Genomic DNA, 23,128 nt, shown 5'->3' with positions numbered 1-23,128 from the left:
GTTGGTGTAAACTGGTATATAGTTCCCAATATAAAAAATTGAGAAGTTTACGAAAGATAGCAAGTCATTAAACTCTTAGAAACATTGATATTTCGGCGTTTCTGAGAGTTTTTAATTTTCAACATAAAGAAAAAAGATTGAAGAAAATTGTCCAAAATGGACTTTTTCTTCAATCTGCAAGGCCGAAATTTCAGCCTTTTGTTTGTTGTTGAGAATTCTTGATGCTATCTGGAACCAAGGTGACTTTTTTGATGTCCTCGATTTTTATAATGCTGGTAACCTGACGTTTGAAATTTTTCATGATAATCCGTTGGCGATCGGTATCATATTTCACAATGTCACCTGTGAAACTACGATCACCATAGATGACATGGACTGCAGCTTTTTTATATAAAGCCAGCTCCAAGTTATTCTTGATTTCTTCCTTGCTATCTGGCTCAATAGACTTAGGAGCTTTGCCATGTTCTAAAAAGACGGTGAACTGCTCGAAAATAACTTCTAAAAACCTCTTCATGGCATAATCCTTTCAAACTTGATATAATTATATTATCTAATTTTTATAAAAATGACAAGCTTTTTCGAATAGATAAGTGAGGAGGTAACAAATGGCAGAATTTACATTTGAAATTGAAGAAAAATTATTGGTCTTATCTGAAAATGATAAAGGATGGACCAAGGAGCTTAATCGAGTATCTTTTAATGGAGCACCAGCCAAGTATGACATCCGTACCTGGAGTCCTGACCATACCAAGATGGGGAAAGGGATCACTCTTAGTAATGAGGAATTTCAAGTTCTACTCGATGCGTTTGCTAATAAATAAATGAAGGAAGCCTAAGCAAAATAGGCTTCTTTTTTGATAACAGGTTGCAATAAACGATGACAAATCATGACTAGTGTAATTTTAGCTAAATCAGGAAGAATGAAAGGCAGAATAGTCCATCCGATAGAGTCAGTCCAACTGGCACCTAAAACTAGCTTAAATACAAAACAGCCGAGAAGGAAACAGATACTTGTTCCAAGTAGGCAGGCTAGAAAAATTGTGACTGGTAAGGAGTCTGATTTAGTGAGGGCAGAAGTGATGATAGTGTAGAGTAGAAACCCCCATAGAAAGCCCGAGGTCGGTCCTGTGAGTGCAGCAAAGCCACCAGAAAAACCAGCAAAAACAGGTAAACCGATAGCACCAAGAACTAGATATAAGCTGACACTTGTAATTGCCTCCTTGGGTTTGTATAGACAAGCTACTAAGCCGATAGCTAGGGTTTGTAATGTAAATGGTACAGGTCCGATAGACAGACTGATTTGTGAAAGGGTGGAAATTAAGGCTGTTCCAATAGCGATATAAACAAGTGATTTGATAGAAGTTGTTTTCATTTGTTATCCTCTTGAAATTTTATGGTTAACAAAAATTATAGTGAGATTGGATAAGAAAGTCAATGCTCTTTCATCGGCTGTAACAACTCTATAGGTGATTTTTATAACAGCTAATAAGAAACTTATATAGTAAAAAAACAAAAAATTATATGTAAAACAACCTATACCTATGCTAGAATAATAAAAAAAGAAAGTGAGAATTTCTATGACAGAATTACTTGATATTTACCGTACTCTTAAATCTAAAACTTGGGTAGACTTGACTCACCAAATCAATGAAAAGAGCCCGCATTTCCCTGCGCTACCAGCTCTCGAAAAGAAAGCCCTATTTACTCATAAGGATGGCTTCTTTGTCGAACAATTTACGGTTGTGGGGCAGTACGGAACCCATATTGATCCTCCTATTCATTTTGTAGAAGGAGCTCGTTATCTTGATGAGATTGATTTGAAAGATTTACTCCTGCCACTCTACGTTATTGATAAATCAGCTGCTGTTATAGAAAATAATGACTATGAGATAACTAAGCAGGATATTTTAGACTTTGAGGCTGAATATGGTCCGATAGCGCTAGAATCTTTTGTTGCCTTTCGTTCGGATTGGTCAAAGCGCTGGCCCAGTCAAGATGCCATTCGTAATCTAGACGAAGATGGAGTTCAACGTACACCAGGATGGAGTCATGAAGCTCTAGAATATTTAATTGAAGAACGTCAGGTGAAAGCAGTTGGTCATGAAACATTGGATACCGATTCAGGAGTATCTGCAGCTAAACACGGAGGAAGTTTACCAGAAGAATACTATCTCTTATCAAAAGATATTTATCAGTTGGAAGTATTGGCAAACTTGGATCAGGTACCACCAACAGGTGCATTGATTTCAATCGCTTTTCCTCATTGGGAGAAGGCTTCGGGTTCACCAGTGCGAGCAATTGCTATATTACCATAAGAAAAAGCCCAGACAGTGCTGACCTTCATGTCTGGGCTTTTTCAATTGAGTTAACGCATAGTAACAAATTCTTCAGAACCTGTCGGATGGATGGCGACAACGGCATCAAATTCTTCTTTTGTAGCTCCCATTTTGATAGCAACTGAGAATCCTTGAATCATTTCATCGACCCCATAGCCAATGCCGTGCAGTCCCACGACTTTTTCATTTTCTCCCACAGTTACTAATTTAAACTTAGCCATTTGGCGATTGTTTTCTAGGGCAGTGTACATAGAAGTAAAGGCTGAAGTATAGACTTTTACATTGTCCTGACCGTATTGGGCAATCGCTTCGTCCTCAGTTAGACCAACGGTTCCGATAGCGGGGTGAGAAAAGACGACAGTTGGGATGGTTGTGTAATCCATTTTTGCGGTTGGTTTATTGTTAAATAAACGTTCTGCCAAAAGGCGACCTGCCTTGATTGCAACGGGTGTTAATTCTTTTTCACCAGTCACATCACCGAGGGCATAGATGCTTGGTACAGCTGTTTCTTGGTATTCATTGACAGAAATATGTCCTGAAGAAGTAAGTTGAACACTAGTTGCTTCTAAGTTGAGTTTGTCAATATTTGGTTTACGTCCAATTGCCCAAAGGACCTTCTGAGCAATATGGTTACTACCGTCAGCAAAGTTAATCTGGATTTGTCCATCATCAGTTTTTTCAAGACTGACAGGAGTTTTCCCGGTATGGAGTGGAAGGTTGGTTCGTTGCATTTCTTCCATCAAGGCATCAACAATGTAGGTATCAAAGCTACGAAGAGGGCGATTTCCACGAACAAATAGGTCAGTTTGGACACCGAGTCCATGTAGGAGACCGGCCATTTCCACAGCGATATAACCAGCACCAATCACAGCCACAGAAGAAGGTAATTCTTCCCATGCAAAGACATCGTCAGATACAATCCCTAGCTCACTACCAGGAATAGCAGGGACTATCGGTTTGGCGCCTGTTGCGATGACAATGTGTTTTGCACGAATCAGTTCACCATTGACTTCAACCGTTTGATTATCCACAAAACGTGCGAAACCCTGGATAACTTCTACTCCGTTATTGTTAAAAGTATTACCGTAGGATGCGCGTGAACGCTCAATATAGGCTTCGCGATTTTTACGCAAGGTAGCAAAATCAAAGGTCACTTCTTGGCTAGTAAATCCATATTCAGGGCCATAATGCTGGATGGCTTCTGCTACCTGGGAACCGTACCACATAATTTTTTTGGGTACACAACCAAGGTTAACACAGGTCCCTCCTAGATAGCTTCCCTCAATAACTGCTGTCTTAGCACCGTATATAGCAGCTCGGTTCATGGTAGCGATGCCTCCGCTCCCACCTCCGATAGCGATAATATCAAACACTTTCATAAATTTCCTCCAATAAAATCATTAACTATATTCATTGTAACGTTTTTTGGTGTGTCAATCAAAAATCCGCTACGTTACCTTACAAAAATGTAAGTGGGAAAATTGCCGAACTTTTTATAAAATAGTTAGGAAAAAACTTGCATTTGTTCTTGTATTTGTGTATTATATAGACAACACAAAATAAGTATGTTTTATAAAGAAAAGGAGTTTGTTATGTTAAAGACAAAGAAAGCGAAAATTGCTTTGTTTGGCGGCCTTGGAGTAGTCGCAGTTGCCCTAGTAGGTGGGGCCTTGATTTTTAGCAATATGCTAACGTCGTCACCATCTTCAGAAGAAGTAGCCATGAGTATGACCTATACTGTTGCTAAAGAGGGCTCGATTGCTTCCTCAACGCTACTTACAGGAACGATTACAGCAGCAGATGAGCAGTATGTTTACTATGATCCTTCTAAGGGGGATTTGAGTGAGGTTCTGGTTGCTCCAGGTACTCAGGTTGAAGTAGGTACTCCTTTAATTCGCTATGATGCTACAGAATTACAGTCTGCTTTGGATACTGCTGTTCGTGGTCGTGATAAGATTGGTCGCCAAATTGAAGACTTAAGAACCAACGGTCAGACTGTTCAAACAACTGGTGATGCAGAAACAGATGCTGCAGCAACTGCTACTGCACAACGTTCAGTAGATATGCAGTTGGCAGACTTGAATGATTCGTACGCAGATGCTCAAGCTGCGGTCGATAAAGCCTATACAGCCTTAACTGAAGCGACAGTAACTAGTACCGTTGCTGGTACAGTTGTTGAAGTGAATAAGGCTGTCTCTAAGAACTCTACATCTAGCCAGACAGTCGTACATATTGTAAACCAAGGTAGTTTGCAAGTAACAGGTAGTTTGACAGAATACGATTTGGCTAATATTGCAGTGGATCAAGAGGTCAAGCTGACTAGCAAGGTGTATCCTGATAAGACTTGGACAGGGAAAATTACCTATATTTCAAACTACCCATCTAGTGATCAGGCTGGTGCCGCAGCTACAACAGGAACTGGTGGTTCAGGCGCTAAATATCCATTTAAGGCAGCTCTAACTAGTGAATTAGGTGAGTTGAAGCAAGGATTTTCTGTAAATATTGAGGTTGTCAATACAAGTAAAAACATTTTAATTCCGGTGTCCGCAGTTGTGCCAGAAGAAGATAAAAACTATGTGTGGACCGTGGTTGATGGGAAAGCTAAGAAAGTGGAAGTCACTCTCGGAAACGCAGATGCTTTGAACCAGGAAGTGACTGCTGGCGTAGCAGTAGGTGATAAGGTTATTACCATTCCAACTCCGGATCTCGAAGATGGCAAAGAGGTTGAAGCCAATGAAGAACCAGCTTATTAGATTAACGAATATCAATAAATCCTACAAAAATGGTGATCAAGAGCTCCGAGTTCTAAAGGATATTGATTTAGAGGTGGAAGAGGGAGAATTTCTTGCCATTATGGGACCTTCTGGTTCAGGTAAATCAACCCTGATGAACATTATTGGGCTTTTAGATCGTTCCAGTTCAGGAAACTATTGGTTAGAAGGTGAAGAAGTCAGTCAACTTTCTGAGAAAAAATTAGCTCAGGTTCGGAATGACCAAATCGGTTTCGTCTTCCAACAATTTTTCCTCTTATCGAAACTTAACGCCCTTCAGAATGTAGAATTACCCTTGATTTATGCTGGAGTTCCATCAAGCAAACGTAAGGAACTAGCGAAACAATATCTTGAAAAAGTCGAGTTGGCAGAGCGAATGACGCATTTACCATCGGAATTGTCTGGTGGTCAAAAACAACGGGTGGCTATTGCGCGTGCACTAGTCAATACTCCGGCTATTATTTTAGCAGATGAGCCTACAGGGGCCTTAGATACTAAGACAGGTGAGCAGATTATGCAACTTCTGACAGAGTTGAATAATGAAGGAAAGACCATTATCATGGTTACCCATGAACCTGAGATTGCTGCTTACGCAAAACGAAAAATCGTCCTACGTGATGGAGTGATTACCGAAGATAGTCGAAGGGAGGGAGTTTAGATGGAAAATTGGAAATTCGCCCTCAAATCTATTATGGCTCATAAAATGAGGTCGCTCCTTACGATGTTAGGTATCATCATCGGTGTAGCTGCAGTTGTCATTATTGTCGCCATGGGTACAGGGATGTCCAAGAGCATAGAAAAGTCTCTAGCTGGTGATCAAAATAATGTACAGGTATACTTTACCAACTATATTGCTCCAGAAGGTGCAGGAACAACTGGAATCTTCGGTAGTATTGGTGGCGGAGAAGTGTCTATGGAAGAAGAACCAGATTTGACAGACTCCATGCTACAAGGACTCTTAGAAATTGATGGGATTAGTAACTACTATATTAGTAATTCAAATATGGCAGAGGTTTCATTTGGAAACAAAAAGGCTGAGAATGTTAACATAAATGGGGTTAGCCAGTCATACTTTACTGTCAAGGAATTTGAAATCTTAGCAGGTCGTCAATTTACTGCCAATGATTATAGTCGTTTTTCTCGCATCATTATGTTGGATGTTGGATTGGCTGAAAAATTATTTGGCTCCATCGAGTCTTCTCTAAACCAGACAGTTAGTGTCAATGACAATTCATACCTTGTTGTCGGTGTTTACAAAGATCCAAAAGCGGGTACAGCCCTCTACGGAATGAATTCTGGAGGGAATGCTGTCATGACCAATACGCAGTTGGCTGCTGAAATGGGGATGAAAGAAAATAGTGGTCTGTATGTTCATGTTGATGATGTGAGTCGAGCTGGTGAACTTGGTCAAGCTGCTGCAGATTATTTAACGAGAGTCACTGGCTTGAAAGAGGCCAGATATAACATCTATGATATGTCAGCCATGTTGGAAGAGTTTAAATCTCAAATGTCTGGTGTTACCCTGTTTATCGGTGCTGTTGCAGGCATCTCCTTGCTGGTTGGTGGTATCGGTGTCATGAATATCATGCTGGTATCAGTAACTGAGCGGACTCGTGAAATCGGTCTCCGTAAAGCGCTCGGAGCAACCCGAGGCAATATCTTGATGCAATTCTTGATAGAAGCCATGGTCTTGACCACTTTAGGTGGAGCAATCGGCTTAGCTATCGCTCAAGTCATTGTGTTTACTCTCAACGCCACAAAGGTTATGGGAGAGATGACAGCTGAAATATCAATACCGGTTGTTTTAGGAAGTTTAGCTTTCTCAGCAGTGGTCGGTATTGTCTTTGGCGTACTACCTGCCAACAAAGCATCTAAACTTGATCCAATTGAAGCTTTGCGCTATGAATAATCTATTGAAACGATTAGGTTTTCCTAGTCGTTTTATTTTGAGCAAATCAATTGACTTTATCACTAATTAGAGATAAAATAAACGCATCAATTAAGAAATAGTGATTTCAAAGGAGAATACATCATGGTAGAATTAGGTATTTCAACATTTGGCGAAACAACTCCACTAGAAAAAACAGGGGAAACTTACAGCCACGACGAGCGAATTCGTCAGCTAGTCAAAGAAATCGAACTAGCTGATGCGGTGGGTCTTGATGTTTATGGGATTGGTGAACATCACCGCGAAGATTTTGCGGTTTCTGCACCTGAGATTGTGCTGGCAGCTGGTGCCGTCAATACCAAGCATATCAAGCTAACATCAGCAGTTTCAATCCTTTCCTCCATGGACCCTGTAAGGCTCTATCAGCAGTACACCACCATTGACGCTTTGTCAAATGGCAGAGCGGAAATCATGGCGGGTCGTGGTTCCTTTACGGAGTCATTTCCCTTGTTTGGCTATGATCTCCACGACTATGAAGAACTCTTCGATGAAAAGTTGGATATGCTTCTGGAAATCGACAAGGAAACCAATCTCAAGTGGGATGGGCATTTTACCCAGTCAGTCGATAATAAGCCAGTCTATCCACGTCCTGTTCAGGAAGATTTTCCGATCTGGGTTGCAACTGGGGGCAATGTAGAATCCACCATCAAGATTGCTAAGAAAGGCCTGCCAATCGTTTATGCTGTCATTGGTGCAGGTGCCCATCGCTTTAAACCACTGGCAGATGCCTACCGTAAGGTAGCCCGCAACTCAGGTCATGATCCAAAGAAAACCAAGGTTGCAGCACACTCTTGGGGCTGGATTGCAGACGACCATGACAAGGCTGTGGAAGAGTATTTCTATCCAACTAAGGTTTTGACGGATAACATTGCCAAAGACCGCCCACATTGGAGCGAGATGACCAAGGCGCAATATCTCTACTCTCTGACAGACGAAGGAGCAACCATCGTCGGAGATCCAAAACGAGTCGCTGAAAAAATTATCAAGACTATTGAAACACTTGACTTGGACCGTTTCTTCCTCCATCTCCCAATCGGCTCAATGCCACATGAAGATGTCCTCCGTGCTATCGAACTCTACGGAAAAGAAGTCGCGCCAATTGTCCGAGATTATTTTGCCAAAAAAGAAGAGAATCAGTCCCAAGGCTGATGAGATAAAAAGGAGGGGACGTTATAATAGCCTCACTTCTCTAAAGTGGAGTCAACGTCTCAGCGCAGTGGTTGATTGGGTTTAACAGTCCAGTGGACTGTTAAAGGTTGGAGATAAGATTTGCGAAGCAAATCTCAGCAATTCGTATTTTACACTCCACATCTTCCCCTACGGCTGAAGCGAACGGTGTTCGCTTTATTTCCAACCTCCAACAGTCACCATTCTGACTGTTTTGTAGCGAACTCTATTCGCTCTATCTCCGACCTCCAAAGGTTCCCCGAACTACTGCTTGGAAGTGAGGGGGAACTTTCTATGATTATTTGAGTTCTGTCCCACTCCCAATCCTAAATATTTTTCATAATCTCCTGAAAATCCTGACCAAGTGGTTGGGATTTTTTGTATGCAAAAATACTCTTGGAACATTCCAAGAGTATTTTAAGTAACGGTGTTAAACAGTTTGTAATTTTTATTTCATAGTCGGGAGTGACAAGGTCTAGCAGACCTTGTCAGCCAATCGCCAAGAAACATGAAAGCGATTGGTATTTCCTAGTGGCAACAATACTAGAAGGTTACTGTTGCTTACTTCATAGTAGGGAACAATAGTACATCCCGAATAGTTGTTGTGTCTGTTAAGAGCATGCAGAGGCGGTCGATACCGATTCCAAGTCCACCTGTTGGTGGCATACCGTATTCGAGGGCTTCGATGTAGTCGTAGTCAACGCCTGTCGCTTCGTCGTCACCGAGTTCTTTTGCCTTGGCTTGGGCTTCGAAGCGTTCCAATTGGTCGATTGGGTCGTTCAATTCTGTAAAGGCGTTTCCGTATTCCTTGGTCATGATGAAGAGCTCAAAGCGGTCTGTGAAGCGTGGGTCTTCATCGTTTTTCTTAGCCAGTGGAGATACGGCTACTGGGTGACCATAGACAAAGGTTGGTTGGATAAGAGTTGCTTCAACGTATTCTTCAAAGAAGCTGTTGATGATTTGACCAACTTCTGTATGGTGTTTTTCCACAGGGACCTTGTGCTCAGCTGCAAGGGCTTTTGCTTCTTCGAAGCTCATCTCTTGCCAGAAGTCCACGCCAGTTTGTTCCTTAATAGCGTCAACCATGTGGATACGCTTGAATGGCTCATGGATAGCAATTTCAGTGCCCTGATAAGTCACAGGACCATCGCCGACAACAGCCTTGGCAGTGTGCTGGATAATACCTTCGGTCAAGTCCATGATGTCTTGGTAGTCTGCATAAGCTTGGTAAACCTCAATGGAAGTGAACTCAGGGTTGTGGGTCGCATCCATACCTTCGTTACGGAAGATACGGCCGATTTCATAAACGCGTTCCATACCGCCGACAATGAGGCGTTTGAGGTGGAGTTCTGTCGCGATACGAAGGACCATGTCAATGTTTTGGGCATTGTGGTGGGTGATGAATGGACGAGCTGCAGCACCACCAGCTTCATTGTGAAGGACAGGTGTTTCCACTTCCAAGAAACCAAGTCCGTCAAGGTAACGGCGGATTTCTGAGATAATTTTTGAGCGGGTCACAAAGCGATCAAAGCTCTCACGGTTAGTAATCAAGTCCAAATAACGTTTGCGGTAGCGGATCTCGATGTCTGTCAAACCGTGGAATTTTTCTGGCAATGGGCGAAGGGCTTTAGACAAGTGAGTCAACTTGCGAGCATGGATAGACAGCTCACCAACGTTTGTCTTGAAAACATCTCCCTCGACACCAATAAAGTCACCAAGGTCTGCTTTTTTGAAGATTTCATAGTTTTCTTCGCCAACATCATCCTTACGAACGTAGATTTGAATCTGGCCTTCGCGGTCTTGAATGTGAGCAAAACCTGCCTTACCCTTACCACGCTTGGTCATAATACGACCTGCAATGATTGCCGTTTGCCCTAATTCTTCTAAGTCTTCTTTTGATTTGTCTTCGTACAGGGCCTTCAATTCAGCTGAGTTGGCAGAACGCTCAAAACGTTTTCCAAATGGGTCAATGCCCTGTTCGGCAAGAGCCGTCATTTTCTCACGACGGACAATCTGTTGGTCATTTAATTCTTCAAAATGTTCAGTTGACATAAAAATTTTATTCCTCCAAAGTCTGTTATTTCTATTTTATCATAGAAGAGAGAAAAAATCAGTATAAATTGCTAATAGGATAGGAAAAAAACAGCAGAAAATTCTACTGTTTTGCTTTATAGCTGGTATCATTCCAAGCTAATTCTGTAAAGTTTTCGAAATCGCTTGTTTCTAAAATAGTAACTGATGCATTATCCAAACCACCTCGGTAACGCAGTTGGGCTGGTGGAAAACCAAGCAGGCGATGGATAGAAGCGGTTAGAAAGGCACCATGGCTGACGATGAGGGCTGTTTCCATGTCTTGCCCTTTCAGCGATTGGACAAAGTCCACCATTCGTTGAGTTACCTGGCGAACGCTCTCAGCTTCAAATAAGTCATTGTTAAAAAGTGCTAGATTATGTTTGAGTGCCCAAGCTTGTTTGGGGTAGATGGCACGAAAAATTGCCATCTTGCTTCCTTCTAGCGTTCCAAAATTCCATTCACGTAATTGTTGCGTGGTTAGAACGGTTTTGCAACGGTGATTGGCTTTGGCAATTTCTACGGCAGTGCTATGTGCGCGCTGCAAATCACTAGAATAAATAGCATCAAAGGGGATTTCAGCAAGGTATTTGCCTAGTTTTTCTAAATCCTGATAAGATTCAGGCAAAAGAGCTGAATCACCAGAATAGCCTTGAAAGCGTCCCTCCAAATTCCATTCGGTCTTACCGTGACGGACAAAGTAGATTTTCAAGTCTAGTCCCTCCCCTCAATCAGATCGGCAAAGTCAGCTTTTACAAAATCAGCTAATACCTGACTGTCAATTCGAATCGACCGACCAATTTCTCCAGCAGAGACAATCAAGTGACCGAGTTCAAGGGCAGATTGATCAATGTAGATTGGGAAATTATGCTTCTGACGAATGCCCACGGGATTGTTGGCACCGTGGACGTAGCCAGTTGTCTTTTCCAAGTCCTTTTGCGGAATCATACTCACTTTTTTATTGCCAGAGATCTTGGCTAATTTTTTCTCAGACAGGTGTTCTGTGATTGGGACAATGCCGATAATTGGTCCAGTTTTATCTCCAGTTAATGCCAGTGTTTTGTAAATTTCGTGTTCTTCAATTCCTGGTGGAAGTTGACCTTCGAAGGCATTTAAAACAAGGCTATCATGATTGATCTTAGCCTTGTCCAATATTTGGTCCACCAAGGTTTTCTTTATTTTAACCTTTTTTGCCATTATTTATATTTTTCCTCAAGTTTACTCATCCAAAGCCCTAACCATGCTCCTAGTATAAATAGGACAATAGCAGCAATCCATGTAACAAAGTCAGCTCCAGCATAGGAAATTGACTCTCTATTACTTGCTTGTGGAATCAAAATTAGGAGAGTAGAAGATGAGACGATACCAATAATAAAGTGATAAACACGTGAATGGTAGACTTTCAGAGCGTGGTCCATTGCTTTTGAAAAAGCCACCATTGCAAGAACGCCACCGATTGCGATTGGTAGGAAGGTACCGAATAGATCAAGTGATTTGAAACCATTGAGCATGGGTGTGTAGATACCCAAAATCAATAGTAAGTTTGAAGGGCTGAGTCCAGGAACAAGTACCCCTAAAGCAATCAAGGCACCTGCCAATACAAAACTAGCAAAAGTAGCTGGAAGTGTCCCGACAAGATCGCTCAAATTGTAAAGTAGGAGGCCAGAAATAATGAATGTCCCAATCAACCAAGCCAAATCAATGCTATCTCGTTTGCTCTTTTGAGTTGATTCTTTAAGTAGGCTAGGAATAGTTCCCACGATTGCTCCCGCAAATGCCCACAAAACTGGGACTTGGAAATGTTGCAATAAAAATTCTACAGGGAAAGAGAAAAGTGCGATTCCCAAAATTCCACCAATTCCTACAGGAACAAAATAAAGAAAGTTTTCCTTGAAATCTTTTCGAATATTTGCTAAAAATCCAATTAGTCGCTCATAGATTCCGAGGATAGCAGCGAGTACCCCCCCAGAGACACCAGGTAAGATAAAGCCGAGTGCGATAATCATACCTTTAATAATTCTTGAAATCCAAGAAGCCATAATTTCCTCCAAAATGTATTATAACGTTCCTATTATAGCATAAAGCAAGTAAAAATAATTAAAAAGACTGCCTGTTAGATAAAATCCAGCAGGCAGTTTTGGTTAAAGATTGTAAAAACCTGGTCTTGCTTTATAGAGTAAAATGAGTAGAATAGAGGCAATTGCAGTGGAAGGAAGAATATAGCTGATATTGTAGGTAAAGGAATAGAACCAAACAGGCATACCATCTGGAGCGTAGTCTGCGTAGAAAATAATTCCTGATAAGAAGGTGGCTAACAATCGGATGCTTCCTCCTAGAAAACTAGCCAGAGTAATGGTGAGAGTAGCATTTTTTAGATTTTTTTGTTTGGATAGGGTGGGTGCCACTAAACCTGCTAAACCAATTCCGGCGTAAGAAAATGCGTAGTCAAGAAAAACTTGAAAAACGTTTAGGAAGTAGCCACCGTAGAAAAGTTGAATGGTTCCGACAATACCACCAGTAAGAACCCCCACCCCTAGTCCGTGGCGTAGAGCAAGCAGTAAGATTGGAAGCATGACTAAAGACACAGATCCACCTTGGGGCATTGTAAAGAGCGGGATTTTGTCAAAAACGAGGGCAATTGCAGAAAAGATAGCAACTTCAGCTAGAATAGACAATTTGGATTTGGACATAAAAAGACTCCTTTGTAGATGGTCAACAAAGGAGTGTTTATAGCAGAGTATAGTATCATTCTATAAAGCACACAATTCCTACGCTAGTGTTAACTAGATCAGGTTCGAGGATTTCGCAGTTGCGATCTCAGCCGAAGCACTCCTTTGTGTATATGTAATTAGTGAAAATGTATCATTTTATTCGGGTGTTGTAAATAGTTTCTGATAAACTTCATTAGGATCCTTCAGGGTAGTAATAATGTTGAGGTCTAGGTGGTGCTCAAAGCCGTTTACATAACCACGTGAGGTATATTGGTGAAGATCGTAGTCCAAGTCAGTATTTGGAGCGGCATTGTAGTAGCCAGAATCATCACCGTATGTAGGAATCCAAATGGCGTCAAATTTATCCACATTGATGCTGTGGTCTTCCATGAAATAGGTTCCAACGTAAATTCCAATGTTTTTAGCACCGAGAGTTTCTAACTCTTTTCGAAAAGCCTCCACTCCAGCATTCATATCATCCATGGTATATTCTTCAACGTCTAACCAATAGAAGGTTGGCTTGTATTTATTTGCGGCCTTGTAAAAGCTTCGAGCTTCCTCTCGCATGTTCTCGATACTATTTCCCGTGACATAGGCATAGACAGCAACAGGTATATTTCTTGCTTGGAATTCTTTAATATGAGTATCAAAGGATTTATCTAGCCCATTTTTATCAGTCGAAGTATTTTCGTTTTTAGTGTGTGATCCACTTTGAATACGAACGATTGCGCCAGAAATGTTTTTGCTAAGGGTATCATAGTCAATTTCAGACGGCCTCTGCCAAGCAGAAACGTCGATGATAGGTTTCATTTCGAGCGCATTTGCAATGTAATAACTTGAGCTAGAATTTGTTGTTTTAGAACTTGTACTGGTGTTTGATTGTGTGACTGCGGTTTCGTTAGTTACCTCCGTCTTATTTACAGTATTTCCAGTCACCCCAGTGATGAAAATAAGAGCAAAGAAGGATAGGAAAAAACCAACAACAATCATCGGATTTAGTTTCTTTCTCATCTCCTCAATTCTACCGTAAAATCATGAAAAAATCAAAAAAATACGATTCAAGAAATAGTAAAAGATTATCTGAACTTGACATAATAAAGGGAATAGGGTAGGCTAAATTGGTATGCATGACAAAAGTGAAAAAGTAAGACGTGTTAGTCAGCTAGTTGTTCTGTCCTCTTTGACGATTGTTTTAAGGGTGGTTTTTGGACCGTTGCCCAATATAAAGCCTCTCACGGCTATTTTCCTCGTTGTTCTGTCCTATTTCAGTTTGCTGGAGAGCTGGATATTGATGGTACTAGTAATGGTAGGGAGTGGCTTGCTATTTGGATTTGGCACAGTTGTTTTGTGGCAAGTTCTTAGTTTTGCTTTTATCCAATTTATATGGTGGTTGGCAATCGGTCCTTTTATCAAAAAAGAGAACATTCCCTTGTGGCTACAGAGTCTTCTGGCGGGGATTCTTGTCTTTTTATATGGGCTAACGATAAGTTTTTTATCTGCTACACAGTTTGGGACTTCCCCTATCGTCTTCTGGCTTAATGGTCTAGTCTTTGATAGTTTACACGCTGCTTCAACAGTTTTGTTTTATCCAATTATTGATTATATTTTTAGGAGATTTTATAAATGAAAAAAATTAGTATTATGTTGATGGTTGTCTTCTCGCTCTTCTTGGCTGCTTGTACAAACACTACTGAGAAACAGAGTGACTCGGCTATCGAAGTCACTTTGCAGATTACAACCAAGGACAAAGCGAATCGTCAGGAAGTCACTGCGGAAGAAGGTGATAGTGTCATGGATGTACTTAAAGAACATCATGACATTGTAGAAGACAATGGTTTGATAACAGAAATTGATGGTGTTAGCCAAGATGCGAGCGCCAATACATACTGGATGTATAAAGTTAATGGCCAAATGGCTGATAAAGGGGCGAAAGACCTTACAGTTGCGAATGGGGATGAAATTGAATTTTATCTTGAAACATTTGAATAGATATGAAAGGCTTCGGCCTTTTTCTTGTTGACAAAAGTTAGTTCCGAATGTTTGCAGAGCAACTTAGAAAGTGATAAGTATTTTTATACAAAGTATGCTATAATAAGAGCTATACTCGAAGAAGGTTGGATAAGCAATGAAGATTGACAAACGCCAGTTGTTGAATTATTCCATACTGATTCCCTATCTCATCTTATCGGTGATTGGGTTGGTAATGGTCTATTCGACAACCAGTGCTACGCAAATTATTAATGGTGGAAATCCATTTAGAACAGTGATTAACCAGGCAGGATTCTGGATTGTCAGCTTGGTAGCAATCTATACGATTTATCGTATGAAATTAAGTTTTTTACGCAAGAAAGCCGTTATCTATTCGGTTATTTTGGTAGAAGTATTTCTGTTAGCTATTTCTCGGTTGTTTCCTCCGATTAACGGGGCTCATGGCTGGATTCCTCTGCCAATCGCAGGAACCTTGCAACCGGCAGAATATTTGAAATTAATTATCATTTGGTATCTGGCACATGAGTTTGCAAAACAACAGGCGGATATTCGGACTTATGACTATGTATCGTTGATTAAAGGAAGTTGGATTCCGAAAGAGTTTACAGATTGGCGGGTGGTCAGTCTGCTCCTCCTTGGTCTAGTTGCAACACTGCCAGACTTGGGGAATGCGACGATTATTGTGCTGATTATGGTCGTGATGATTAGTGTGAGTGGGATTGCTTATCGCTGGTTTTCAACAGCGGTTTTGGGAATTGTAGCCGCCTCAACAGTTATTCTAGGGACGATTCGTATTTTGGGTGTAGAAACGGTGGAAAAAATTCCGCTCTTTGGTTATATTGCTCGTCGTTTTGCTGCCTATTTTGATCCATTTGGTAATGCCACCAACTCAGGTCTTCAATTGACTCATTCTTACTATGCGATGAGTAACGGTGGATGGCTTGGACGTGGCTTGGGAAATTCGATTGAGAAAAAGGGGTATCTACCAGAGGCCCACACCGACTTTGCGTTTTCGATTGTCATTGAAGAGCTCGGTTTTGTCGGAGCTAGTTTAATTCTAGCCTTATTGTTCTTTTTGATTATTCGAATTATTATTGTAGGCGTCCGTGCTCGCAGTCCATTTAATGCGATGATAGCGCTTGGAATGGCAGGTATGCTTTTGATTCAAACATTTGTCAATATCGGAGGAATTTCTGGAATTATTCCTGCAACGGGGGTAACTTTCCCCTTCTTGTCACAGGGTGGATCGAGTCTTTTGATTATTTCCATCGGGATAGGGTTTGTTCTGAATATTGATGCTAGTGAAAAACGTCGATTAATTGAAGAAGAAATAGAGCGTACGCTAATTTAGAGATAGGAAAGAGGTAGGAGATGGCTATTCAAAAATTAGAAAACTATAACAACAAGGAAGCAATCCGTGAAGAAGTAACGATTCTAACATCTATTTTGGAAGAAGTAGCAGCCCAAATGATGCCTGCAGAGACTTTTGCTAAAATTGTAGAATTATCTCAATTGTCTCGTCAGGATGATTATCAGGCATTGATTGCTATTATCAGTCAGTTGAATAATGATGAACTAGCAGTTATTTCTCGATACTTTGCTGTTTTGCCACTTTTGATTAATATATCAGAAGATGTTGATTTGGCCTATGAAATCAACCATCAAAACAATATTGATCAAGATTATCTTGGTAAGATTTCAACAACAATTGATATGGTTTCCAAACAAGAAAATGCAGCTGAAATCCTTGAAAAGTTGAATGTTGTTCCAGTCTTGACAGCCCATCCTACTCAGGTTCAACGCCAGTCTATGCTGGATTTAACCAAGCATATTCATGAGTTGCTTCGTCGTTATCGTGATGTAAAATTGGGATTGCTCAATAAAAACAAATGGGAAGATGAGCTCCGTTGTTACATTGAAATTATCATGCAGACGGATATGATTCGTGAGAAGAAGTTGAAGGTAACCAACGAAATCACAAACGTTATGGAGTATTACAATTCTTCCTTTATTAAGGCTGTCACTAAGTTGCAGCGGGAATACAAACGTTTGGCCGCTGAGAAAGGAATCGTCTTAAATAATCCTCGTCCAATTACAATGGGTATGTGGATTGGGGGAGACCGTGATGGAAATCCATTTGTTACTGCAGAGACCTTGAAGCTGTCAGCCTTGACTCAGTGTGAAGTCATTATGAATTATTACGATGAGCAACTCTATAAACTCTATCGGAATTTTTCGCTCTCAACTTCCATTGTAAATGTATCTACAGCGGTTAAGATGCTGGCGGATTTATCTGAAGATAGTTCTGTCTACCGTGAAAATGAGCCTTATCGTCGTGCTTTTCACTATATTCAGATGAAACTTGCAAATACAAGAGATTATCTAGTTCACAATAAGCCGTCAGATGTTCGCTATAGTAATGTAGCCGAGTTTAAAGCTGATTTATTAGCCATCAAACAATCTTTGATTGAAAATAAATCTATGGCGCTATTGAAAGGTGATTTTACAGAATTACTTGAAGCGGTTGAAGCGTTTGGTTTCTACCTAGCTAGTATCGATATGCGCCAAGACTCTTCTATTCATGAAGCAAGTGTTGCGGAGCTATTGGCTTCTGCCCGTATCGTAGAAGACTACTCTAGTTTATCTGAGGAAGCTAAATGCCATGTTCTTTTGAAGCAGTTGGAAACTGATCCACGCATTCTTTCTGCAACGCACATGCCAAAGTCAGAACAATTAGAAAAAGAACTGGCCATCTTTGCTGCTGCGCGTGAATTGAAAGATAAGCTAGGTGAGGAAATCATCAAGCAACATATTATTTCACACTCGGAGAGTGTTTCTGATTTGCTGGAATTAGCTGTCCTATTAAAAGAAGTTGGTCTAGTAGATGTCGATAAGGCCCGTGTTCAGATTGTTCCACTTTTTGAGACAATCGAGGACTTAGATAATGCACCTGATACCATGCGTCAATATCTGCAATTAGATTTAGCGAAACGTTGGATTGCAGGCAATAAATACTACCAAGAAATCATGCTTGGCTACTCAGATTCCAACAAGGATGGTGGCTACCTATCCTCCGGCTGGACACTCTACAAAGCACAGAATGAATTGACGCAAATTGGTCAAGACTACGGAGTAAACATCACCTTCTTCCACGGTCGCGGAGGTACTGTTGGTCGTGGTGGAGGTCCTTCCTATGATGCGATTACATCTCAGCCATTTGGTTCTATTAAGGACCGGCTTCGTTTGACAGAACAAGGCGAAGTGATAGGCAATAAATACGGTAACAAAGATGCAGCCTACTATAATTTAGAAATGCTGGTATCTGCAACGCTTGACCGTATGGTCACACAAATGATTACCGATCCAAATGAAATCGATGGCTATCGCGAAACCATGGATGAAATTGTATCAGATAGCTATCGTATTTATAGAGATCTTGTATTCAACAATCCACATTTTTATGATTATTTCTTTGCCGCTAGTCCAATTCGTGAAGTATCAAGCTTGAACATTGGCTCACGTCCAGCGGCTCGAAAAACCATCACAGAAATCGGTGGTTTGCGTGCGATTCCATGGGTATTCTCCTGGTCACAAAACCGTGTTATGTTGCCAGGGTGGTATGGAGTTGGTTCAAGTTTCAAACGCTTTATTGATAAGCACCCTGATAATTTGTCTAAGTTACAAAAAATGTACGAATCTTGGCCATTCTTCCGTTCACTTCTATCAAACGTGGATATGGTATTGTCTAAATCCAATATGAATATCGCATTTGAATATGCTAAAATGTGTGAAAGCGAAGAGGTACGAAATATCTTCCATGTCATTTTAGATGAATGGCAGTTGACCAAAGAAATTATTTTGTCAATCGAGCAAAATGATGAGCTTTTAGCAGAACTACCGTTTCTAAAAGCTAGTCTTGATTATCGCATGCCTTATTTCAATGTGCTCAACTATATTCAAATTGAATTAATTCATCGTCTTCGTCGTGGAGAATTGAGCAAAGAACAAGAGAATCTCATTCATATTACCATCAATGGTGTGGCGACAGGTTTGCGCAACTCAGGTTAATAGGCATAAAACAACTTCTTCGGAGGTTGTTTTTTTTGCTGATAAAAATATATAATAATCATAAGAAAGTGTAACCAAATCACCCCTTATTCGTTTTATCAGTGAAAGGAGGGGATAAGTATCAAACTAGATCAATATGAAAAAGAAATTATTGGTATTGCAGAGGAGATTTCCTACTATTTGCAAAAATCAGGAGCCGGCCCAGCTGACAGTCAGGATATTGCCCAAGATGTTCTAGTCAAATTGCTTGAATCTGATATTGTCCTTCCTTTCGAAAAACTAAGAGCCTGGCTTTACCGTTCTGCAGTTCGGGCTTACATTGACAAATACAGGCGAGACAAGCGCTACCATGAAATTTTACAAAAGGAGTTTTTTACACCTGAAAATTTTTTGGTCTATGACCAAGAAGGTTATGAGGAACTCTATCAAGCAGTTGCAGACCTGCCAGAAAAATACCAGCAAGTGATTGACTTATACTACTTCCAAGATATGAGTATCAAAGAGATTGCGCATATTTTAGGTGCTGGTCAAAGTTGGGTGAAAATCAGCCTTTACCGAGGACGCACGCAGTTAAGGAAAATACTAGAAGAGAGAGGATATGATTATGAGGACTTTTGAAGAAGTGACAAAAAAGAGTAAGCGGAAGAATTTATGGAAGACAATAGGGCTATCATCGCTCATCGGCTTCATCTTAATGCTTATTGGCGTTCAAACAGTAAAAATCATCGTCGGTGCACGAGAAGGTCGTGAGGTGTGGGAACAAACGATGCTAATGGAAATCGCCTATCCAAATATAAATCATGATGGCATTAAAATCCAAAGTACAAGTTATGTCTCTGGGAAGCTCTACTTCGATTTGCACAAGGATTTAGACGGTGTTCCTATGGCTTTTGGTCAGCACGAAATTTACTATGACCTGTTTGATAGTCATTATGACTTTGCCCAGCATATACCCGGCAATACCTTCAAATATCTATATGATTTCACAACCAATACCAAGGTACCTGTTTTTTACAATAGAAAAAAGTCTGTTTGGAGTGTTCAAGACATTGCCAATGAATTGCATTATCTTAAAGACATGAGTGGGCAGCTAGTAGAAGTGGCTATTTCCTTTGATAAGAAGTACAGTTTGGCAGAAATCAAGCAAATGATTCCCAGCAATCTCAAGCAAAATTGGTATTGGATAGGGACAGAAGGGAAGCAAAGTACCCATTACTATCGTCCAGAGCAGCTTTTGGGGTTAGATCCAGAGGATATTCAACTAGTCTTTTCGGATATGCCTGGAGACTATATGACAGGTATGGACTTTATGAAAGAGTTCTTAGAATCGGGAGATCAGGAGCGAGCACAGTATCTGGACATACCTGTGGATGACTTGCAGGCCTTTGTCGATAAGTTTGGTGGCACTGACTTTACCAAACAAGAAGAGATTGATCAGTTGGAGTTCGCAGGCATTATCCTAACAGGAAAAGCAGAAGACTTTGCTCAGTTGGAAGGCAAGGACTGGATTTATTCTTCTAGTATTGGCGCGTCCATTCCTATTCAGCCTTATTATCAACTGCATCATTAAGTGAAAATAGTCAATATATTTTCAATACCTATAGCAAGAGGCTTGTCAGGGAGTCGTAGGATGACTGAATGGAGAAAGGTCTGTCGCAGTAGTCTCGTATTTGTGGCACCTTGTAGCTATGGTAACATCAATATTCCTATGGCAGTGAGGTGTTTTTAGTTGAGTAATAGGTTAAAATGGGATGATAAAAAAAGTTATAAGCGAAGCTAATAGCCCTTGCAGAAAATGGATAAAATAAAAAACGATAGAAAATGCTTGCAATTCTGCTACAATTTGATAGAATAGTAAGGTAAAGTTAGACTGTATTGCCTACTGTCTATCTATAAAATATATTTTATTGGAGGCTTTTACCAAAATGGCAAAAGAAAAATACGATCGTAGTAAACCACACGTTAACATTGGTACAATTGGACACGTTGACCACGGTAAAACTACTTTGACAGCAGCTATCACAACTGTATTGGCACGTCGCTTGCCTTCATCAGTTAACCAACCTAAAGACTATGCGTCTATCGATGCTGCTCCAGAAGAGCGCGAGCGCGGTATCACTATCAACACTGCACACGTTGAGTACGAAACTGAAAAACGTCACTATGCTCACATCGACGCTCCAGGACACGCGGACTACGTTAAAAACATGATCACTGGTGCTGCTCAGATGGACGGTGCGATCCTTGTAGTAGCTTCAACTGACGGTCCAATGCCACAAACTCGTGAGCACATCCTTCTTTCACGTCAGGTTGGTGTTAAACACCTTATCGTCTTCATGAACAAAGTTGACTTGGTTGACGATGAAGAATTGCTTGAGTTGGTTGAAATGGAAATCCGTGACCTTCTTTCAGAATACGATTTCCCAGGTGATGATCTTCCAGTTATCCAAGGTTCAGCTCTTAAAGCTCTTGAAGGTGACTCTAAGTACGAAGACATCGTTATGGAATTGATGAACACTGTTGATGAGTACATTCCAGAACCAGAACGCGACACTGACAAACCATTGTTGCTTCCAGTCGAGGACGTATTCTCAATCACTGGTCGTGGTACTGTAGCTTCAGGACGTATCGACCGTGGTACTGTTCGTGTCAACGACGAAATCGAAATCGTTGGTCTTCAAGAAGAAAAATCTAAAGCAGTTGTTACTGGTGTTGAAATGTTCCGTAAACAACTTGACGAAGGTCTTGCCGGCGATAACGTTGGTGTGCTTCTTCGTGGTGTACAACGTGATGAAATCGAACGTGGTCAAGTTATTTCTAAACCAGGTTCTATCAACCCACACACTAAATTCAAAGGTGAAGTTTACATCCTTACTAAAGAAGAAGGTGGACGTCACACTCCATTCTTCGACAACTACCGTCCACAGTTCTACTTCCGTACAACTGACGTAACTGGTTCAATCAAATTGCCAGAAGGTACTGAAATGGTAATGCCTGGTGATAACGTTACTATCGACGTTGAATTGATCCACCCAATCGCCGTTGAACAAGGTACTACTTTCTCTATCCGTGAAGGTGGACGTACTGTTGGTTCAGGTATGGTTACAGAAATCGAAGCTTAATTCGATTGAGTTCCCAGAAATAACAATTATAGTCAGACAACTTAATTGTAACTCTCTACTTTCGGGTAGAGAGTTTTTCTGTAAGTATTCATAAAATGCACAGAAATTCTTTAATCTTAGCTAAGTTTATGCTATAATGTACCTTGTACAATAAATATAGAAGAGGTAAGTGAAATGTCACGTAAACCAATCATTGCCGGTAACTGGAAAATGAACAAAAACCCTCAAGAAGCACAAGCTTTCGTTGAGGCAATTGCAGGAAAATTGCCTGCAGGCGACAAAATTGAAGCAGCTATCGCAGCTCCAGCTGTAGATTTGAATGCTTTGTTGTGGTTCGCTAAAGATTCTGAATTGAAAGTTGCTGCTCAAAACTGCTACTTTGAAGATGCTGGTGCCTTCACTGGTGAAACATCTCCAAAAGTATTGGCTGAAATGGGTGTTAACTATGTTGTTATCGGTCACTCAGAGCGTCGTGATTACTTCCACGAAACTGATGAAGATATTAATAAAAAAGCTCATGCAATCTTCCGTAACGGTTTGACTCCAATCATCTGTTGTGGTGAGTCACTTGAAACTTACGAAGCTGGTAAAGCAGTAGAATTCGTAGGTGCTCAAGTTTCTGCAGCTTTGAAAGACTTGACTGCTGAGCAAGTAGCATCACTTGTTATTGCTTATGAGCCAATCTGGGCAATCGGTACTGGTAAATCAGCTACTAAAGATGATGCACAAAACATGTGTAAAGCTGTTCGTGACGTTGTTGCTGCTGATTTCGGTCAAGAAGTTGCAGACAAAGTTCGCGTTCAATACGGTGGTTCTGTAAACCCATCAAACGTTGCTGAATACATGGCATGTCCAGACGTTGACGGTGCGCTTGTTGGTGGTGCATCACTTGAATCAGAAAGCTTCTTGGCTTTGTTGAACTTCTAATAACAAAAAGCATCGGATT

At 40.8% G+C, this 23,128-nt stretch carries 23 protein-coding genes and 1 riboswitch; of the genes, 14 read left to right on the top strand and 9 right to left on the bottom strand.

The window, feature by feature from the left end:
• Positions 1-190: 190 nt before the first annotated feature.
• Positions 191-514: a YolD-like family protein gene (locus NOL38_RS02835; RefSeq protein WP_277941307.1), complete on the bottom strand. Its 324-nt coding sequence runs from the start codon at positions 512-514 to the stop codon at positions 191-193.
• Between the two features lie 91 nt (positions 515-605).
• Here NOL38_RS02835 and NOL38_RS02830 point away from each other — a divergent pair, with 91 nt between their 5' ends.
• A complete protein-coding gene (locus NOL38_RS02830) occupies positions 606-821 on the top strand; it encodes a YdbC family protein (protein WP_004194749.1) in 216 nt (71 codons plus the stop codon).
• 11 nt (positions 822-832) lie between these two features.
• Here NOL38_RS02830 and NOL38_RS02825 read toward each other — a convergent pair whose 3' ends face one another.
• Positions 833-1,372: a biotin transporter BioY gene (locus NOL38_RS02825; protein ID WP_277941306.1), complete on the bottom strand. Its 540-nt coding sequence runs from the start codon at positions 1,370-1,372 to the stop codon at positions 833-835.
• A 205-nt stretch (positions 1,373-1,577) separates the two neighbouring features.
• On the opposite strand from NOL38_RS02825, the gene NOL38_RS02820 reads away from it, so the two are divergent.
• Positions 1,578-2,315 carry a cyclase family protein gene (locus NOL38_RS02820; protein WP_172035147.1) on the top strand — a complete coding sequence of 246 codons (738 nt, stop codon included), beginning with the start codon at positions 1,578-1,580 and terminating at the stop codon, positions 2,313-2,315.
• 50 nt (positions 2,316-2,365) lie between these two features.
• Here NOL38_RS02820 and gorA read toward each other — a convergent pair whose 3' ends face one another.
• Positions 2,366-3,715, bottom strand: a complete 1,350-nt coding sequence (gene gorA, locus NOL38_RS02815) for a glutathione-disulfide reductase (protein WP_277941305.1) — start codon at positions 3,713-3,715, stop codon at positions 2,366-2,368.
• Between the two features lie 213 nt (positions 3,716-3,928).
• On the opposite strand from gorA, the gene NOL38_RS02810 reads away from it, so the two are divergent.
• The 4 genes from NOL38_RS02810 (at position 3,929) to NOL38_RS02795 (ending at position 8,204) form a co-directional block, all read left to right on the top strand.
• Positions 3,929-5,089, top strand: coding sequence for an efflux RND transporter periplasmic adaptor subunit (locus tag NOL38_RS02810; RefSeq protein WP_277941304.1), 1,161 nt, complete (start codon positions 3,929-3,931; stop codon positions 5,087-5,089).
• Positions 5,070-5,765, top strand: a complete 696-nt coding sequence (locus NOL38_RS02805) for an ABC transporter ATP-binding protein (RefSeq protein ID WP_013730225.1) — start codon at positions 5,070-5,072, stop codon at positions 5,763-5,765. The genes NOL38_RS02810 and NOL38_RS02805 overlap by 20 nt, the downstream gene beginning before the upstream one ends.
• Complete coding sequence (locus NOL38_RS02800) at positions 5,766-7,016, top strand: ABC transporter permease (RefSeq protein ID WP_277941303.1); 1,251 nt, start codon at positions 5,766-5,768, stop codon at positions 7,014-7,016.
• A 123-nt stretch (positions 7,017-7,139) separates the two neighbouring features.
• Positions 7,140-8,204 carry an LLM class flavin-dependent oxidoreductase gene (locus NOL38_RS02795; RefSeq protein ID WP_208581025.1) on the top strand — a complete coding sequence of 355 codons (1,065 nt, stop codon included), beginning with the start codon at positions 7,140-7,142 and terminating at the stop codon, positions 8,202-8,204.
• Positions 8,205-8,783: 579 nt separating this feature from the next.
• On the opposite strand, the gene lysS is transcribed toward NOL38_RS02795, so the two are convergent.
• The 6 genes from lysS to NOL38_RS02765 form a co-directional block, all read right to left on the bottom strand.
• Positions 8,784-10,274 (bottom strand): lysine--tRNA ligase, encoded by a 1,491-nt coding sequence (lysS, locus tag NOL38_RS02790; protein ID WP_277941302.1) that lies wholly within the window; start codon positions 10,272-10,274, stop codon positions 8,784-8,786.
• A 103-nt stretch (positions 10,275-10,377) separates the two neighbouring features.
• Positions 10,378-11,004, bottom strand: a complete 627-nt coding sequence (locus NOL38_RS02785) for a histidine phosphatase family protein (RefSeq protein WP_277941301.1) — start codon at positions 11,002-11,004, stop codon at positions 10,378-10,380.
• Between the two features lie 2 nt (positions 11,005-11,006).
• A complete protein-coding gene (locus NOL38_RS02780) occupies positions 11,007-11,489 on the bottom strand; it encodes an aminoacyl-tRNA deacylase (RefSeq protein ID WP_014735572.1) in 483 nt (160 codons plus the stop codon).
• Entirely contained in the window at positions 11,489-12,331 is an 843-nt protein-coding gene (locus tag NOL38_RS02775; RefSeq protein ID WP_277941300.1) for a DUF368 domain-containing protein, read from the bottom strand. Before NOL38_RS02775 ends, NOL38_RS02780 begins: the two co-directional genes overlap by 1 nt.
• Positions 12,332-12,433: 102 nt before the next feature.
• Positions 12,434-12,982 carry an energy-coupled thiamine transporter ThiT gene (gene thiT, locus NOL38_RS02770; RefSeq protein ID WP_044759541.1) on the bottom strand — a complete coding sequence of 183 codons (549 nt, stop codon included), beginning with the start codon at positions 12,980-12,982 and terminating at the stop codon, positions 12,434-12,436.
• 58 nt (positions 12,983-13,040) lie between these two features.
• Positions 13,041-13,136: riboswitch (TPP riboswitch) on the bottom strand.
• A gap of 23 nt (positions 13,137-13,159) precedes the next feature.
• Positions 13,160-14,014, bottom strand: a complete 855-nt coding sequence (locus NOL38_RS02765) for an HP0459 family pro-inflammatory mediator (RefSeq protein ID WP_277941299.1) — start codon at positions 14,012-14,014, stop codon at positions 13,160-13,162.
• A 112-nt stretch (positions 14,015-14,126) separates the two neighbouring features.
• Here NOL38_RS02765 and NOL38_RS02760 point away from each other — a divergent pair, with 112 nt between their 5' ends.
• The 8 genes from NOL38_RS02760 (at position 14,127) to tpiA (ending at position 23,109) form a co-directional block, all read left to right on the top strand.
• Positions 14,127-14,630: a hypothetical protein gene (locus tag NOL38_RS02760; protein WP_248030569.1), complete on the top strand. Its 504-nt coding sequence runs from the start codon at positions 14,127-14,129 to the stop codon at positions 14,628-14,630.
• Entirely contained in the window at positions 14,627-14,992 is a 366-nt protein-coding gene (locus NOL38_RS02755) for a DUF4430 domain-containing protein (protein ID WP_277941298.1), read from the top strand. Before NOL38_RS02760 ends, NOL38_RS02755 begins: the two co-directional genes overlap by 4 nt.
• A 136-nt stretch (positions 14,993-15,128) precedes the next feature.
• Positions 15,129-16,343 carry a cell division peptidoglycan polymerase FtsW gene (gene ftsW, locus NOL38_RS02750; protein WP_024388351.1) on the top strand — a complete coding sequence of 405 codons (1,215 nt, stop codon included), beginning with the start codon at positions 15,129-15,131 and terminating at the stop codon, positions 16,341-16,343.
• A gap of 20 nt (positions 16,344-16,363) precedes the next feature.
• Positions 16,364-19,060, top strand: a complete 2,697-nt coding sequence (gene ppc, locus NOL38_RS02745; protein WP_044670274.1) for a phosphoenolpyruvate carboxylase — start codon at positions 16,364-16,366, stop codon at positions 19,058-19,060.
• Positions 19,061-19,174: 114 nt separating this feature from the next.
• Positions 19,175-19,678 (top strand): RNA polymerase sigma factor, encoded by a 504-nt coding sequence (locus tag NOL38_RS02740; RefSeq protein ID WP_277941348.1) that lies wholly within the window; start codon positions 19,175-19,177, stop codon positions 19,676-19,678.
• The gene (locus tag NOL38_RS02735; protein WP_277941297.1) at positions 19,659-20,630 is read left to right on the top strand and encodes an anti-sigma factor; all 972 of its coding nucleotides are present in this window, start codon (positions 19,659-19,661) and stop codon (positions 20,628-20,630) included. The genes NOL38_RS02740 and NOL38_RS02735 overlap by 20 nt, the downstream gene beginning before the upstream one ends.
• Before the next feature lie 355 nt (positions 20,631-20,985).
• Positions 20,986-22,182 carry an elongation factor Tu gene (gene tuf / locus NOL38_RS02730; RefSeq protein WP_012775011.1) on the top strand — a complete coding sequence of 399 codons (1,197 nt, stop codon included), beginning with the start codon at positions 20,986-20,988 and terminating at the stop codon, positions 22,180-22,182.
• A gap of 174 nt (positions 22,183-22,356) precedes the next feature.
• Entirely contained in the window at positions 22,357-23,109 is a 753-nt protein-coding gene (gene tpiA, locus NOL38_RS02725) for a triose-phosphate isomerase (RefSeq protein WP_277941296.1), read from the top strand.
• The last annotated feature ends 19 nt before the right edge of the window (positions 23,110-23,128 follow it).

Source organism: Streptococcus suis, assembly GCF_029616525.1.
Lineage (GTDB): Bacteria > Bacillota > Bacilli > Lactobacillales > Streptococcaceae > Streptococcus > Streptococcus suis_AF.
The sequence above is the reverse complement of the archived record's forward strand: the minus strand, read 5'-3'. Positions and strand labels throughout refer to the sequence as shown.